Here is a 15,573-nt window from a genome sequence, read left to right on the forward strand (position 1 = left end):
GCTCCGCGCCCAAGCCACGGCAACCGGGCTTCACCTCATGCTTTCCTATCTTCTCCGGCGCGCGCTCTATGCGCTGCCGATCATGCTGGGCGTTGCGTTCCTCTGCTTCATGCTGGTTCATATCGCGCCGGGCGACCCGTTGGTTTCCATCTTGCCACCCGATGCATCGGCTGACCTGCAGAAGCAATTGATGGAACTCTACGGCTTCAACCGTCCGCTGCCGGTGCAGTTCTTCAGCTGGGTCTGGCGCGCACTGCACGGCGACCTCGGTACCTCGATCGCCACCGGCCGACCCGTCGCAGGCGAAGTGATCAAGGCAGTCGGCAATACCATGATGATCGCGGCGCTTGCCACGCTGATTGGCTTTGCATTCGGCGCGCTGTTCGGTTTTGTAGCCGGCTACATGCGCGGCTCGTGGATTGACCGCGCGGCCTCGCTCGTCTCGGTGACCGGCGTGAGCGTGCCGCATTACTGGCTGGGCATGGTCCTCGTGATCGTGTTCTCGGTGAAGCTGATGTGGCTGCCCGCCACCGGTGCGGGGCCGGATGGTTCCGACGACTGGCATTGGGACTGGGCGCACTTCCAGTACCTCGTCCTGCCTGCCGTCACCATGTCATTCATCCCCATGGGTATCATCGCGCGCACGGTCCGCGCGCTGGTGGCCGATACGCTGTCGCAGGAATTCATGGTCGGATTGAGGGCGCGGGGCTTGAGCGAGTTCGCCTTGTTCCGCCATGTGCTGAAGAACTGCGCGCCGACCGCCCTAGCCGTGATGGGCCTGCAACTCGGTTATCTGCTCGGTGGATCGATCCTGATCGAGACTGTGTTCTCGTGGCCTGGCACGGGTTTCCTGCTCAATGCGGCGATCTTCCAACGAGATCTGCCGCTGCTGCAAGGCACGATCCTGGTGCTCGCACTGTTCTTCGTCATCCTGAATCTCCTGGTTGACATCCTTCAAACCGTATTCGATCCGCGTATTGAAAGGGGCTGAGCCGTGACCACGACTATCACCACCACCGGCGACACCGCCAAGCCCCTTGCCACGCCGTTGCGTTCGCGAGGGCACGGAGCAAACGTGCTGCGCCGCCTGGTCCGCAACCCCCAGGCGATGCTCGGCGCCACCGTGATCCTCATCTTGCTGATCATGGCGGTTGCCGCGCCGCTGCTGATGCCGGCCGATCCGTTCGCCGCGTCCATGTTCAATCGACTAAAGCCGATCGGCACGCCCGGCTATTTGCTCGGCACCGACGAACTCGGCCGCGACATGCTGTCCCGCCTGATCCTCGGCGCTCGCCTGTCGCTCTTCATGGGCGTGACACCGGTCCTGCTCGCGTTCGGTATTGGCGGGGCGATCGGGATCATGGCGGGTTACGCAGGCGGTGTGCTCAACGCGCTGGTAATGCGCACAATCGACGTGCTTTACGCGTTTCCGTCGGTGCTGCTCGCCATCGCGTTATCGGGTGCATTGGGTACAGGAATTGGCAACGCGCTGGTATCGCTGACTGTAGTGTTCATCCCGCAGATCGCGCGAATTGCCGAGAGCGTGACCACGCAAGTCCGCCGCAGTGATTTCGTGGATGCTGCGCGCGCGTCGGGCGCAAGCGCTTTGACCATCGTGCGAGTGCATGTGCTCGGCAACGTGATCGGCCCGATCTTCGTGTTCTCCACCAGCCTCATTTCCGTCTCCATGATCCTCGCCTCCGGTCTCTCGTTCCTCGGCCTGGGTGTTACGCCGCCGAACCCCGAGTGGGGCCTGATGCTCAATACCTTGCGTACGGCAATCTATGTGCAGCCCTGGCTCGCGGCGCTGCCGGGCGTGTTTATCTTCGCGACCTCCATTGCTTTCAACGTGCTGTCCGACGGCCTGCGCGCCGCGATGGAGATCAAGTAATGGCCGCGCTCATGACAGACGACCGTGACATCGGCGGCCCGGCCCAGCCTTTGCTGAGCGTCAAGAATGTGGTCCGGCATTTTCCGCTCGGCAACAAAGGGCTGCCGTTTCTGAAGGACGCGCGCAACGTGGTGCGCGCCGTCGACAACATCTCGTTCGACGTATTGAAGGGTGAGACGCTTGGCGTGGTCGGCGAATCGGGCTGCGGCAAGTCCACCATGGCGCGGCTGATGATGCAACTGCTGCAGCAGGATAGCGGCGAACTTATCTTCGACGGCGAAACGGTCGGCTCCCGCGCCCTGCCTCTGCGCGAGTTTCGCCGTCAGGTGCAGATGGTGTTCCAGGACAGCTTCTCGTCGCTCAATCCACGCATGACGATCGAAGACTCAGTCGCGTTCGGCGCGACGGTTCACGGCGTTTCGCCGAAAGACGCAATCGCTCGCGGACGCGACCTGCTCGCGCGTGTCGGGCTCGATCCCATCAGGTTCGCGGGACGTTACCCGCACGAACTCTCCGGCGGTCAGCGACAGCGCGTGAATATTGCACGCGCGTTGGCGCTTGGCCCGCGCCTCGTGATTCTTGATGAAGCTGTGTCAGCTCTCGATAAGTCCGTCGAAGCCCAGGTGCTGAATCTGCTCGCCGACCTCAAGGCGGAATTCGGACTGACCTATGTCTTCATCAGTCACGACCTGAACGTGGTGCGCTACATCTCGGACCGGCTGGTGGTGATGTACCTTGGCGAGATCGTGGAAATCGGCACGGCGGAGGACGTGTTCGCGCATGCGCTGCATCCGTACACGCGGGCCTTGCTCAACTCCATGCCGAGCGTCGATCCAACGCGCCGCACGAGCGTCGCCCCGCTCTTTGGCGATCCGCCCAATCCGATCGATCCACCCAGTGGCTGCCGCTTTCACACGCGTTGTCCGCAAGCACAGGATGTCTGCAGCAAACGTGGACCGGCCGTCTCCACGGTTGGAGGAGGACAAGTGACGTGCCTCGAATACGAGCCGGACAGCGGCTACGTTCCAATTTCGATTGCAGCTGCGCAGGAGCTCGCGTGATGAACAAGAAGCAGGAGGTCAGCATCAGCCTGCGCGACCTGAAGGTCCGCTTTATCACACCCGGCCGGACGATCCACGCAGTCAACGGCGTCGACCTGGAAGTGGGACGCGGCGAGGTGGTCGCCCTGCTTGGCGAATCCGGTTCGGGCAAGAGCGTCACGCTGCGCGCGATCATGCGACTGCATTCGGAGAAGACTACGCAAATGGAGGGTGGACTCGACGTCGAAGGCCATGACGTACTAAAGCTCTCGCGCCGGCAGCTTTCGGGTTTGCGCGGCAAGGTTGTATCGATGATCTTCCAGGAACCGTTGCTCGCTCTCGATCCGGTCTACACACTCGGTGCGCAGATTGCAGAGATGGTCCGGCGGCATCAGGGAGTGTCCAAGGCTGAAGCCCGCAAGCGAGCGTTGGCGCTATTCGAAAAGGTCCGTATTCCAAGCCCTGAACGTCGGCTGGATGCGTATCCGCACGAGATGTCGGGCGGTATGCGCCAGCGTGCGATGATCGCGCTTGCGTTGTCGTGCGAACCGCGTGTCCTGCTCGCCGACGAGCCGACTACCGCGCTCGACGCGACCGTGCAGATCCAGATCCTGCTGCTTCTGCGCGACTTGCAGCAGGAACTCGGCCTGTCGATTGTCTTCGTCACCCACGACATAGGCGCTGCGACCGAAGTCGCAGATCGCATCGCGGTGATGTACGCGGGCCGGATCGTCGAGCAGGGGCCGGCACTCGCGCTGCTGACCGAACCGAGGCATCCCTACACCATCGCGCTGCTCAAAGGCCGCACGCAAGGCACCATGAAAAAAGGCATCCGGCTGGAAACGATCGGTGGTGCACCGCCCGACCTTTCCGCGCTGCCGCCCGGTTGCGCGTTCGCACCGCGCTGCTCGCATGCAATCGACCGCTGCTTGCAGACACAGCCTGAAGAACGCCTGGTCGGTAACGCGCATTCGGCCCGCTGCATCCGGGTTGACGAAATCGCCATGCTGCAATCGAAAATCGAAACTGCCCCCACCCACTAACAACGACATGACACCCAATAATGCCTCGTATCGCGCTTTCGTACCCTACCCCGATCATCCAGTGCCCCACGCCGCGAGCGGCCCGCTCGCGGGCCTGACGTTCGGCGTAAAGGACATCTTCGATGTGACCGGGTACCCGACCGGCTGCGGCAACCCGCACATGCTGGCCATGTCCGGCATCAAGACGGCCAACGCGCCGGTTGTCGATGCCCTGCTCGCGGCCGGCGCCGCGTTCGCGGGCAAGACCTATACGGAAGAACTCGCGTTCTCGATGACCGGCAAGAACGCGCACTTCGGCGCACCGCGCAATGGCGCTGCGCCGGACCGTGTGACCGGCGGCTCGAGTTCGGGGTCGGCGTCGGCGGTATCGAATGGACTGTGCGATTTTTCGCTCGGCACCGACACCGGCGGCTCCGTGCGCGCGCCGGCAAGCCATTGCGGGCTGATCGGCTTGCGACCAACCCACGCACGCGTGTCGCTCGACGGCTGCATGCCATTGTCACCGGGCTTCGACACCTGTGGATGGTTCACTCGCGACATCGATACATTTGCACGCGTGGGCGACGTGTTGCTCGGCGAAGATACAAAGACGCTCGCATCAATGCCTCAAGCATGTTTGCCGCGCGAGGTATTGGCCGGACTGCCGGAGCCGGTGGTGAAGGTTTTCTTCGCGACACTCGAGCGCGTCAAGGTGTGCTTCAGCTCGATAGAAAGCGTCGACATCATGACGCCCGCAACCGACGCGCTCTACTGGGCATTTCGTTACGCTCAGGGATTTCAGGCTTGGCAAAGTCAGGGTGAATCGATCGAGCGTTTCGACTTCCAGCTCGGCCCGGGCGTGCGCGAACGCTTCGCTTGGTCACGTACGGTCACGCCGGCCCAGAACGAGGACAGTGAACGCGTACGCGAGCGCTTCCGTGCAAACTTGTTGAGCCTGCTAGACGGCGGGCGCATTATTCTCATGCCCACGATGCCCGACGTTGCCCCACTGCTGACGGACACGGACGAAGCGCTGGAGTCGTACCGTAACCAGGCGATCAGGATGCTGTGCGTCGCGGGACTCGGCGGATGCCCTCAGCTCTCGCTGCCGTTGATGCAGATAGACGGCGTACCGCTGGGCTTGTCCCTGATCGGGCCGCCCGGCAGCGACAAAGGATTGATCGAACTGGGCCGCATGCTGATGGCCTGAAGCCGTCCAACATAGGAGGAACCCGCATGACCCGCACACCGGCAGTCCCTACGCAACAGGTATCAAACGATCGCGTGATAGTCACCGAGTGGCGATTCGCACCGGGCGCCGAGACCGGCTGGCATGTTCATGGGCACGACTACATTGTCGTTCCGCAGACCAACGGAGAGCTGCTGCTGGAAACTAAAACAGGCAATCGGGTTTCCGAACTGCACGCCGGGCAGAGTTATGCCGGCTTGAAGGGCGTTGAACACAACGTCGTCAATGCGAGCGACCACGAAGTTGTGTTCGTCGAAATCGAGATCGTCTAAGGGCAGAGCGGAGCGCGGTGCCGGCATGCTAATTAGCGAGGTGGACGCGCTCGCCTTCATCCGGTTCAAACCAATCCGGATTGCGCTCGGCAACCGGTTTTAGCGAGACCAGAATCTCGCGCAGATGGGCACGCATGGCTTCTTCGGCGCCATTGGCATCATGCGCTTTCAGTGCACTCAAAATCCGTGCATGCTGCTTGATCAGCAATTCAAGCGGTGAAACTTCCGGCAAGCTCAGATAACGCACGCGATCCATCTGCGCCTTGATGTCTTGAATGGTGTCCCATGCCGCGACGCAATCAATAGATTGCGCTATCAGGAAATGGAAGCGCTCATCGAGCGCAAGAAACGACGTGGTGTCGTTCACCTTCGCAGCGGTCTTCTGATCACGTAGATTTTCAGCGAGGTCAGCGAGTTGCTCTGCTGTGATTTCAAGCGCCGCCTTGCGGGCCACCGCGGCCTCGATCGCTTCCCGGATGAACCTGCCTTCGCGAACGCGTCGCGGTGAGATCTTCTTGACGAAGGTTCCTCTTTGCGGCAGCACCTGCAGCACACCCGACTCTACAAGCTTGATAAACGCTTCACGCACCGGTTGCCGGGAGACCTGGAACATTTCTGAAACTTCGGTCTCCGACAGCGGCGTGCCGGGCACCAGCGCACCCGAAAAAATGGCTTCGCGAAGGGCACGAAAAATTTGCTTGCCAATGGGTTCGTGCGATTCGACGCGAAGCTGAGCACGCAGGTTCGGCAGCGCCACGCGCGGTTCAGTTGAACGGCCACGGCCACGAGTGGATGCGGCCGACGGCGCGGAAGACGACGCGCTTGCATTGCGATCGACGCCGTTTGACGAGGACGCGTCAGGTCGCAACGGACTCGGCAAGACGTTTTTCGTGACCATGACCCACACCTGAACGAAGAGTAAAGAGAGGACAAAGATAAGGCCTGGACTTCATCTTGTCATCTACCATACTACCACGCCGTAGTGGCGGATCTGAGTGTCGGCGGAACGCGAAGCGGGCCTACAATACCAGTGCACGCCGCGCCTTAAGCTTGCCTCCGCGCGGTTCGCGAATCCAGATCAGCGAGCAAAGCGATCCCAGCACCGCGATGGCACCCGCGAGCACGAACGCGCTCCCATATGCACCGTGCGTCGCTTGCACGATAAAGCCCGTCACCGCAGGCCCGATCACCCCAGCGAGGTTCGCCAGCAGGTGTACGAAGCCGCCTACGCCCCCTACATTCTCACGTCGGACGGTGTCCTGGATCACGGCCCAATAGACTGCGCCCGTGACATAGAGGAAGAAGATCGAGACGGACATCAGCGCGACCGCGCCCTCCATGCTTTCCACCCTTCCGGCAAATCCAACACATACGGCTGCTACCCCGAGGCATGCCGATAAAACGATCCGCCGCGCGAGCAATGGTTGACCGGTGATCCGCAAGATCAGATCCGTGACGAAGCCGCCAGCGGCCAAGCCAATACTGCCGAGCAACCACGGAATCACAGTCGCAATGCTCATGTCATGAAGCGACATGTGATGTGCTTCCGTCAGGTACGTGGGGAACCATGACAGAAAGAAGAACAGCACATAGTTGTAGGAGAAAAACGCGAAGGCAGTGGCGAGAATGATTGGTTGCTTCAGGTAGTACTTCAGCCCCACCTTTTCACCTTCGGGCGCATGCTCCATCGACGAGGCCTGCTGCTGGCCGGCGACAATCAACGCAAGCTCCTGGGCTTTCACGCGCTTGTCCTGCTGCGGCTGTTCAGTCGTGGTCAAGGTCCACACCACGAGCCATGCCAGACCGAGCACCATGATCGCGACAAACGCCCAGCGCCAGCCAAAGCGGATCGCCATGTAGCCAACGACCGGTCCCGCAAGCGCGCCGCCCAACGGCGTACCTGAACTGATCACACCAATGGCGCTGGCCACCTCGCGGCGAGGAAACCAGTTGTTGACCATCTTGCTGTTCGATGAACTGAATGGCCCCTCACCCATGCCGAACAAAACCCGCAACACGATCAACGAAACAAGGCTGCTTGCCAGCGCCGTCGCCCCGCAGAATAGCGACCAGATGCCCATTGACGCGCCGAACACTTTCTTTGCCCCGATCTTGTCCGACAGCACGCCGCCGACAAAATTGAACAACGCGTAGCCAATGAAAAAGCTGCTGAACACAATGCCCATCTGCGCATGCGAAAAATCCAGATCCTTCTGGATCAAGGGGGCCGCGATCGAGAGTGCTGCGCGATCGAGATAGTTGATCACGCCGGCGAGAAACAGCAAACCGACCACGAACCAGCGCTGGCTTCTGAACATGAATGTCTCCTGGAATACGCCTCTTTGTGCTCGGGCGTTCGGGCAATGCGGGAATAGGGATTCAGTCGAACTGCAAATGCACCTTCATCGACTGGTTGCGGTCATGCGCCACTTCGAACGCACGGTTCGCCTCCGCGAGCGGAAAGACATGCGTCATCAACGGGCTCAGATCGATCTTGCCGGTGGCGATTTCTTCGGCGGCGACCGCGTATTCATCAGTAAAGCGGAACGATCCCTGATAACGCAATTCCTTAGCCATCACGAGATTGGCCGCGACCGGCGACTGCCCCGCCGGCAGGTTGCCCACCTGGATCACCGTAGCCCCCGCACGCGCGGCGCGAAGCGCGGTGTCGAGTCCGGCAGGGCTACCGGATGCCTCGATCACTACGTCAAAGGTACCGCGCGACTGTGACCACGCTTCGACCTGTGCCTGGTCGGTGGCGAGCACGGTCTGATCGGCACCCAGCGTGGCGGCCATCTGCAACGCTTTGTCGGCGAGGTCGAGCGCTACAAGACGATGCGCTCCGGCACGCCGCGCGACCGTTAGCAAAATGCAGCCGATAGGTCCGCAGCCGATTACCAGGACCTGGGCGCCCACGAGCGATCCCGCATGCCGCAGCGCGTGCAATGCAACGGCGAGCGGTTCGGCCATCGACGCCTGCGCGAAATCGAGTGCATCGGGCACAGGCACGCATTGGCGGGCAGCAACCGCAATGTATTGGCGGAACATGCCCTGCATGTGAGGGAACGTCGAGGCGCTGCCCATGAAGCGCATGTTCAGGCAATGGTTGCTCATGCCCTTCACACAAAACCGGCACTCCCCGCAATTCAGACCCGGGTTCACGGCAACACGCTGGCCAACGCGCAAACCGCTCACGCCCTCGCCGAGCGCGGCGATTTCACCCGCGACTTCATGACCGAGGACGAACGGTTCCCGGACCGCGAAATCACCGCTCTTGCCCTTGAAGTAATACGACAGGTCTGACCCGCAGATACCGCCTGCGCGCACTCGGATCTGAACCTGACCCGGCTGTGGTTGAGGCGCATCGACTTCGTCGATACGCAGGCGTTTCGCTTCGTAAAGGACGGCTGCAAGCATGAGAAGCTCCGTTGAATAGTGTGCGCGCCCAAGCACAGCGCTTGGCTATCGGCGCGCCGCGAAAACAGGGGATGAATGCGATTCGCGGGAAGACTTGGCGAGTGACGGCGTGCCCCAGTCGTGGAGATCGCCACCGCGTCGCAAAGGCGCGGTTTCGGGCAAAAGATAAATACACAGCGTGGAAACAATGCCCAGTGCCATCACGTAGACGATCAGCCCAGCGGAACTGCCGCCCGTCATCTGAAGCATCTTCACCGCGACAAGTCCCAGTACGCCACTGCCGATCAGCGAGCCGATCTGCCAGATCAGCGCGATGCCGCTACAACGCACACGCGCCGGAAAGAGTTCGGGAAAGAGCGACGCCTGCGGGGCATAGCAAAGACTGTGGCCGACCGTAATCGCGAGAATCATCACTGTCTGGATCGCCAGGCGACTGCCACTGTCGAGGGCATGAAACAGCGGCACGACCAGCAGAACCTGCAGCAGGCTGCCAGCCATAAACGTAGCGCGGCGACCGATCCGATCCGACAGCGCACCGGCGAGCGGAATCGCTATCAGCTCGAGCGTGACCGAGACGATGATCGTCTGCAGTAGCAGGCTCTCACTGATACCGTGCACGCGGCCGTAGGCCAGCACGATCATCGTGTACATCGCGAACGTGCAGGCTTCGATCAGCTTCGCGCCGACACCCTTCAGGATCGTGGGCCCGAATTGCCGGACGACTTCCACGACCGGCCGCGACTCGACCGCCTGCGTCTTGCGCATCTCCGCGAAGACCGGCGACTCTTCCGTGCGCAACCGGATATACAGGCCAACCACGACCAGCACAATGCTGCCGAGGAACGGCAACCGCCAACCCCAGTCGAGCAGTTGCTCGTGCGTGAGCGTTGCAGTGAGGATGGCGAAAATACCGGCCGGAATCAGGAACCCGGCGGGTGCGCCGAGCTGGACAAGGCTGGCGAAGAATCCCCGCTTCAGCGGCGGCGCATATTCGGCTGTCAGCAGCACCGCGCCCGCCTGTTCTCCGCCAACACCGAAACCTTGCAGCACACGAATCAGGATCAATGCAGCCGGCGCCCAGATGCCGATCTGCGCATAGTCAGGCAGCAGACCAATCAGGAACGTACCAAGGCCTACTATCAGTATGGTGACGATCAGCGCCTTCTTGCGGCCAATGCGATCGCCGAAATGCCCGAATACGATGCCGCCCAGTGGCCGCGCGATAAAGCCAACCGCATAGGTCGCGAACGCAGCAAGCGTGCCGATCAACGGGTCGCTGCTGGGGAAAAATTTTGTGCCGAACACGAGCACCGCCGCGGTGCCGTAGACGAAGAAATCGTAGTACTCGGCAGCAGTGCCTATCGTCGATGCAAAGGCTACGCGGCGCAACATAGCGCTGCTGTTCTGATCTGCCATTCGTGTCTCCTTGTTGTTCTGCCGAGCGGTTCTGCCGAGCGGTTCTACTGAGCACCGCCGCTCACCAGTTCCAGAGCGTGCCGTCTTCGAGTCGCGCGACCGGCAGGTAAGCCGGGTCGTAGGGATATCGCGCCGCAAGTTCTTCGTCGATATCCACGCCGTGACCGGGCGCCTCGCCCGGATGCATCGTGCCCCGGTCGAACGTCCACGCATGCGGAAAAACATCGAGCGCTTCTTTCGGGAAACCCATGTATTCCTGCACGCCGAAATTCGGCACCCATAGGTCGAAATGGAGCGCCGCACCCATGCAGACCGGCGACAGATCCGACGGCCCGTGGCAACCCGTACGAACCTGATAAAGCGACGCAAAATCCGCAATGCGCTTCAGGTGCGTGATACCGCCCGCATGCGTGAGCGTGGCGCGAATGTAGTCGATCAACTGCTCTTCAATCAGCTGCTTGCAATCCCAGATGCTGTTGAATACTTCGCCCACCGCGATCGGCGTCACCGTGTGTTGGCGAATCAGGCGAAAACCAGCCTGATTCTCAGCGGGCGTTGGGTCTTCCATCCAGAACAACCGATATGGCTCGACCGATTTACCCAGGCGTGCTGATTCAATAGGCGTGAGACGGTGATGCACATCGTGTAGCAGATGGGTATCGAATCCGAACTTGTCGCGCACCGCTTCGAAGAGTGTCGGCACGAAGTCGAGATACTTTTCCGACGACCAGGTTTGCTCCTCCACCGCGCCCTTGGTTGCAGGCTCGTACATGCCCGTTCCCTTCGATACCCCGTACACGGAGCGCATGTCGGGCACGCCGCATTGAATGCGGATAGCCTGATATCCCTCCTCTACATGCTCTGCATAGCGGTCGAGGGCTTCAGGAATGTCGCGTCCGGTCGCGTGCCCATAGATCATCACGCTCTCACGCGACGCGCCGCCGAGCAGCTTGTACAAAGGCATATTTGCGACCTTGCCCAGGATGTCCCACAGCGCCACGTCCACCGCGGCGATAGCGGTCATGGTCACCGGACCACGCCGCCAGTACGCGCCTTTGTATAAAAATTGCCAGATGTCTTCGATGCGCCCCGGATCGCGACCGATCAGCAGCGGACACACGTGGTCTTCCAGATAAGAGGCCACCGCGAGTTCGCGGCCATTCAGGGTGGCGTCGCCAATGCCGTACACCCCCTCGTCGGTCACCACTTTCAATGTGACGAAGTTGCGCCCTGGACAACTGACGATGACGTCGGCGCGGACGATTTTCATGGGGATTTCCTTGAGATGCGATCAACGGAATTGATGCTACCATACAAGTAGACTTAATCGTCAACCACGGGTTTTCCCGCTCCAGGCTATTTAAAATGTCCGATAAATCCCTGCTTTGCCGCACAGCGCTTCCGTTAATCGAGGATCATCTGCTGGCGCCCGAGTGGCGCGATCCGCGCATTGGCATCGTTCATCTGGGTATCGGGAATTTTCATCGGGCGCACGAAGCGGTTTATACGGAAGAGGCCATGCTTGCCGAGGGTGGCGACTGGGCGATCTGTGGGGTCACGCTTCAAGGCGACGTGACGAAGCGCGATGCGCTGATGGCGCAGGATGGCTTATATAGCGTGGTGGAACGCGGGCCGCAGGGTGTGGAAGTAAGCGTCATTCGCGCGCTGCGTGAAGTGCTCGCGCTGCCGCATGACCGCGCGCGCCTGTTCGACCTGCTCGCCGACGCGAATGTGCGGATCGTCTCGCTGACGGTCACGGAGAAAGGCTATTGCCGCGATACGAAGACGGGCGACGTCGACCTCAGCCATCCCGGCATCGCACATGACCTGGAGCATCCGGGCGAGCCCGGCACGGTACCGGGCATCCTCGTCGCCGCATTGAAGACACGGCGTGATGCAGGCATCGCACCGTTCACCGTACTTTCTTGCGACAACCTCTCGCACAACGGCGCAGCATTGCGCCAGATGGTCTGCTCTCACGCTCGCGCGCTCGATGAAGCGCTGGCCATCTGGATCGACCGCGAAGTCGCGTTCCCTTCAACGATGGTGGATCGCATCGTCCCTTCCACTACGGACGCCGACCGTGATGCCGCCGCCGCTGCGCTTGGGCTTAGCGACGAAGCGCCGGTCCCGTGCGAGCCGTTTCGTCAATGGGTGATCGAAGACCGCTTCCCTGCCGGACGACCCGCATGGGAACACGTGGGTGCGCAACTCGTGGATGACGTGATGCCGTTCGAACTCGCCAAGCTGCGCATGCTGAACGGCACACATTCGACGCTCGCTTACTTGTCGATGCTGGCGGGGTTCGCGACCATAGATGAAGCAATGTCGTTCGCGCCGCTGCGCACGCTGATCCATTCGATGATGACACACGAGATCGCACCGACCTTGGGTGTTCCGGCGTCGTTCGACCTGATGGCATATCGCGATGCACTGCTCGAACGTTATGCGAACCCGGCGCTCAAACATCGCTGCGCGCAGATCGCGATGGACGGCAGTCAGAAAATTCCGCCGCGCCTTCTCGCGACCATTGCGGCGCGTTTGGAGCTGGACCAATCGATTTCCCGGCTGTCGCTTGGCGTCGCAGCGTGGTTCGTTTTCTTGCGCGGACGCGCCGACGACGGAACGACTTTCGCTATAAACGATCCGCTGGCCTCGCGCCTGAGCGCGCTGGCGACTAACGCGGGAGATGCGCCGGAAAGTCTTGTCAGCTCGATGCTCGGTTGTCGCGATGTATTTAGTCCCGAACTCGCTTCGAACGAGGTGTTCCGGCGCGCGCTGATTCAAGCGGTCACGCAGTTGAAGGGCGGAACGAGAGCAGCAATCGAAAACGCTAACCTAAACGCCTTTTAGACCAGGTCTACGTCAGGGCAGAACCTCTGAAACACGAGGGACGCTCACCGTTACCGCCTTGCGCCAGCGCACCGTCGCCAGCATGGACGCCATGACAATCAAACCGCCGCCGACCCATGCAACAAGCGATATCTTCTCGCCCAGCCAAAACCAGGCGAACAACGCGCCGAACGCGGGTTCGCTGCCCATCAGCAATGAAACACGGGTTGGACTGCTGCGCTTGATTGCATAGTTCTGTGCGAAGAATGCGAACAGCGTGCACGCAAAAACCAGATAAAACACGCTGCCCCAAAACGGCTCATGCCCAGCGAACGACGGAACATGCTGCCACTGCTGCGGCGCAAACACGAGCGCCACCGCAGCGCTGCCGAACGCGACCACGCCCGACTGCACGGCGGTCACTGACAAAGGCGGCAGCATCGAGTCACGCAACACGCGTTTCGTCACACAAACATTCAGCGCGCGCAGCAAGGCGGCCAGCAGGATGAGCGCATCGCCTCGATTCAACACGACCGCGCCGTCACCGGCAAGCAGCCATGCGCCCAACAGCGAGAGCACAACCGCTGCCCATTCAATCTTCCCAGGCCGGCGCTTGAGCAGCATCCACTCGACCAGCGGCGTCAGCACCACGCACAGGCTGATCAGGAACGCCGCATTGGCGGCGCGCGTGAGCAGCACGCCAAACGTTTCGCTCAAGAAAATGCCCAACAACAGCAAGCCTGCGATAAATACGCCGCGCAGCGTGCGCGCGTCGGCATGACGCAAGCTTCGCAATGCAGGCGACAACATGACGAACGTCATGCCGAATCGCAGCGTCAGCAGGCCCAGAACCGGATAGAACACAAGCGCGCTCTTGACGATTCCATAACTGGTGCCCCAGACCACCGCGACCACGAGCAACATCAGGTCGGACAGTAAGAGCAGGCGGTCTTGCTTGGACATAGTCGGATCTCAGGAGATAAGTCCGTATTGTCGAGCTTTGCACATGCGACGATAATCGGGTCCGTGCGCAAAGCCTTTATGTCGCAGATGCATTAATCCCGCGCTCCACTCGCGATGGTCAGATGAATCCAACAGAACTTTTTGCTTTGCTTCCCGACATGGCGGTATTCGCCCGGGTCGTCGATGCCGGCAACTTTTCGGTGGCCGCGCGCCAGCTTGGCAGCACGCCGTCAACGGTTAGCCGCCAGATCAAGCGTCTCGAAGAAGCGCTGGCCACGCGGCTGCTCGAGCGATCGACACGCAAGGTGAAGGTGACCGAATCGGGCGAGCAGGTCGTTCGATTCTGTCGCGACATGGTGAGCGCGGCGTCGGGCGCCGTGGATGCAGCTGGGTCACTGGTCGGCCGGCCACAGGGAAAAGTCAGTGTGAGCGCGCCCACGGCCTTTGCGAAAACGGTGATTCATCCGCTCGTGCCGGGTTTTCTGCGCGCGTATGAGGCGGTCGATCTCCAGTTGCTTTACGCAGATCATGACGTCGATCCGCTCGAGAACGATCTCGATCTCGTCATCCGGCTAACAGATCGTCCACCGCCTGGTCTGGCGGGACGACGGCTTGGATCGGTGCGCTGGGTATTGTGTGCATCGCCAGCGTATCTGAGGGCGCGCGGCACGCCCAAGCACCCGCGCGATCTCGCGCAGCACGACTGCCTCTATCTGGGCGAAACCACCGACGACAACCGCTGGCGTTTTCGGCGTGGCACGCAGACGCAGACCGTGGAAGTGAGCGGGCGATACATAGCGAATCATGCAGGCGCGCGACTCGAAGCGGCGCAGCAGGATTTCGGCATTGCAAGCCTGCCGGAATTCACCGCTACCGGAGCGTTGGAGAGTGGCGAACTCATACGAGTGCTGGCCGACTGGGATCTGGAAGCGCTGGCTTATGTGGGATCGGTATGGTTGCTGTATCCGCCGAATCGTTTTCTGCCACCCAAGGTGCGGGCGTTGATCGACTATCTGGTCGAGCATATACACGACAGCAAGTGACATTGGCTTGGCGCGTTGCTCAAACGCTCAAGCATGCGTTCTTAGGCTCGGTAGCCCATGCTGGAAGTCGAGCCGCCCGAACAATTCATTGAACGGGACCATCTCATGCGAAACACAAGGTGTGGGCAGGGGCCCAAGGACGTTTTGAGTGGAACTTGACATCAAGTACCATAATGGCCTCCGCTGTTTCCCATCAGATTCTTTGTAAGCCGACGGCCATGTCGACGGGTTGCGAAGAAGTGATGGTAGGCAGTAGTCGCCCTTATCTGAATCGAGGAATCGTCTGTGAGTGTTGCCGTTGAAACCCTGTTTACTTCCGCGTTGGGTCTGCAAGCTCCGTGGATGGTATCCAGAGTTGAGCTCGATACAACCAAGCGCCGGATCGATTTCGAAGTGTCCTGCGACGCGAAAAAGTTACCGTGTCCAGC

14 protein-coding genes and 1 pseudogene are annotated in these 15,573 nt (G+C 60.9%); 9 read left to right on the plus strand and 6 right to left on the minus strand.

What is annotated here, in order from left to right; all coding sequences use genetic code 11:
* Window positions 1-37 precede the first annotated feature (37 nt).
* From BSU04_RS21980 to BSU04_RS22005, 6 genes are read left to right on the plus strand one after another with little or no spacing between them, the layout of a single operon-like run.
* Window positions 38-991 carry an ABC transporter permease gene (locus BSU04_RS21980; protein WP_089162602.1) on the plus strand — a complete coding sequence of 318 codons (954 nt, stop codon included), beginning with the start codon at window positions 38-40 and terminating at the stop codon, window positions 989-991.
* A gap of 57 nt (window positions 992-1,048) precedes the next feature.
* Window positions 1,049-1,891, plus strand: a complete 843-nt coding sequence (locus BSU04_RS21985) for an ABC transporter permease (RefSeq protein ID WP_373452851.1) — start codon at window positions 1,049-1,051, stop codon at window positions 1,889-1,891.
* Window positions 1,891-2,952 (plus strand): ABC transporter ATP-binding protein, encoded by a 1,062-nt coding sequence (locus BSU04_RS21990; protein ID WP_256983184.1) that lies wholly within the window; start codon window positions 1,891-1,893, stop codon window positions 2,950-2,952. Before BSU04_RS21985 ends, BSU04_RS21990 begins: the two co-directional genes overlap by 1 nt.
* Window positions 2,952-3,974: an ABC transporter ATP-binding protein gene (locus BSU04_RS21995; RefSeq protein WP_179258394.1), complete on the plus strand. Its 1,023-nt coding sequence runs from the start codon at window positions 2,952-2,954 to the stop codon at window positions 3,972-3,974. The genes BSU04_RS21990 and BSU04_RS21995 overlap by 1 nt, the downstream gene beginning before the upstream one ends.
* 7 nt (window positions 3,975-3,981) lie before the next feature.
* Window positions 3,982-5,163, plus strand: a complete 1,182-nt coding sequence (locus BSU04_RS22000; RefSeq protein ID WP_089162592.1) for an amidase — start codon at window positions 3,982-3,984, stop codon at window positions 5,161-5,163.
* A gap of 26 nt (window positions 5,164-5,189) precedes the next feature.
* The gene (locus BSU04_RS22005) at window positions 5,190-5,474 is read left to right on the plus strand and encodes a cupin domain-containing protein (RefSeq protein WP_089162593.1); all 285 of its coding nucleotides are present in this window, start codon (window positions 5,190-5,192) and stop codon (window positions 5,472-5,474) included.
* A gap of 28 nt (window positions 5,475-5,502) precedes the next feature.
* Here BSU04_RS22005 and BSU04_RS22010 read toward each other — a convergent pair whose 3' ends face one another.
* From BSU04_RS22010 to manD, 5 genes are all read right to left on the minus strand, one after another.
* Window positions 5,503-6,372, minus strand: coding sequence for a GntR family transcriptional regulator (locus BSU04_RS22010; protein WP_089162594.1), 870 nt, complete (start codon window positions 6,370-6,372; stop codon window positions 5,503-5,505).
* A gap of 121 nt (window positions 6,373-6,493) precedes the next feature.
* The gene (locus BSU04_RS22015) at window positions 6,494-7,792 is read right to left on the minus strand and encodes an MFS transporter (RefSeq protein WP_089162595.1); all 1,299 of its coding nucleotides are present in this window, start codon (window positions 7,790-7,792) and stop codon (window positions 6,494-6,496) included.
* 61 nt (window positions 7,793-7,853) lie between these two features.
* Complete coding sequence (locus BSU04_RS22020; RefSeq protein WP_089162596.1) at window positions 7,854-8,891, minus strand: L-idonate 5-dehydrogenase; 1,038 nt, start codon at window positions 8,889-8,891, stop codon at window positions 7,854-7,856.
* Window positions 8,892-8,936: 45 nt separating this feature from the next.
* Window positions 8,937-10,307 (minus strand): MFS transporter, encoded by a 1,371-nt coding sequence (locus BSU04_RS22025; RefSeq protein WP_089162597.1) that lies wholly within the window; start codon window positions 10,305-10,307, stop codon window positions 8,937-8,939.
* Window positions 10,308-10,368: 61 nt separating this feature from the next.
* Complete coding sequence (gene manD, locus BSU04_RS22030; RefSeq protein ID WP_089162598.1) at window positions 10,369-11,577, minus strand: D-mannonate dehydratase ManD; 1,209 nt, start codon at window positions 11,575-11,577, stop codon at window positions 10,369-10,371.
* A 95-nt stretch (window positions 11,578-11,672) separates the two neighbouring features.
* Between manD and BSU04_RS22035 the strand changes: the two genes are divergently transcribed.
* Complete coding sequence (locus BSU04_RS22035) at window positions 11,673-13,160, plus strand: mannitol dehydrogenase family protein (protein ID WP_089162599.1); 1,488 nt, start codon at window positions 11,673-11,675, stop codon at window positions 13,158-13,160.
* A gap of 12 nt (window positions 13,161-13,172) precedes the next feature.
* Here the strand turns inward: BSU04_RS22035 and BSU04_RS22040 are convergent, their stop codons facing one another.
* Complete coding sequence (locus BSU04_RS22040; protein WP_089162600.1) at window positions 13,173-14,102, minus strand: DMT family transporter; 930 nt, start codon at window positions 14,100-14,102, stop codon at window positions 13,173-13,175.
* A gap of 122 nt (window positions 14,103-14,224) precedes the next feature.
* On the opposite strand from BSU04_RS22040, the gene BSU04_RS22045 reads away from it, so the two are divergent.
* Both BSU04_RS22045 and BSU04_RS49165 read left to right on the plus strand, forming a co-directional pair.
* Complete coding sequence (locus BSU04_RS22045; RefSeq protein WP_089162601.1) at window positions 14,225-15,145, plus strand: LysR family transcriptional regulator; 921 nt, start codon at window positions 14,225-14,227, stop codon at window positions 15,143-15,145.
* A 285-nt stretch (window positions 15,146-15,430) separates the two neighbouring features.
* Window positions 15,431-15,573 (plus strand): annotated as a pseudogene (locus BSU04_RS49165) (ISL3 family transposase); the annotation flags it as partial.

The sequence above is a fragment of the Caballeronia sordidicola genome (assembly GCF_002220365.1).
Taxonomy (GTDB): Bacteria; Pseudomonadota; Gammaproteobacteria; order Burkholderiales; family Burkholderiaceae; genus Caballeronia; species Caballeronia sordidicola_C.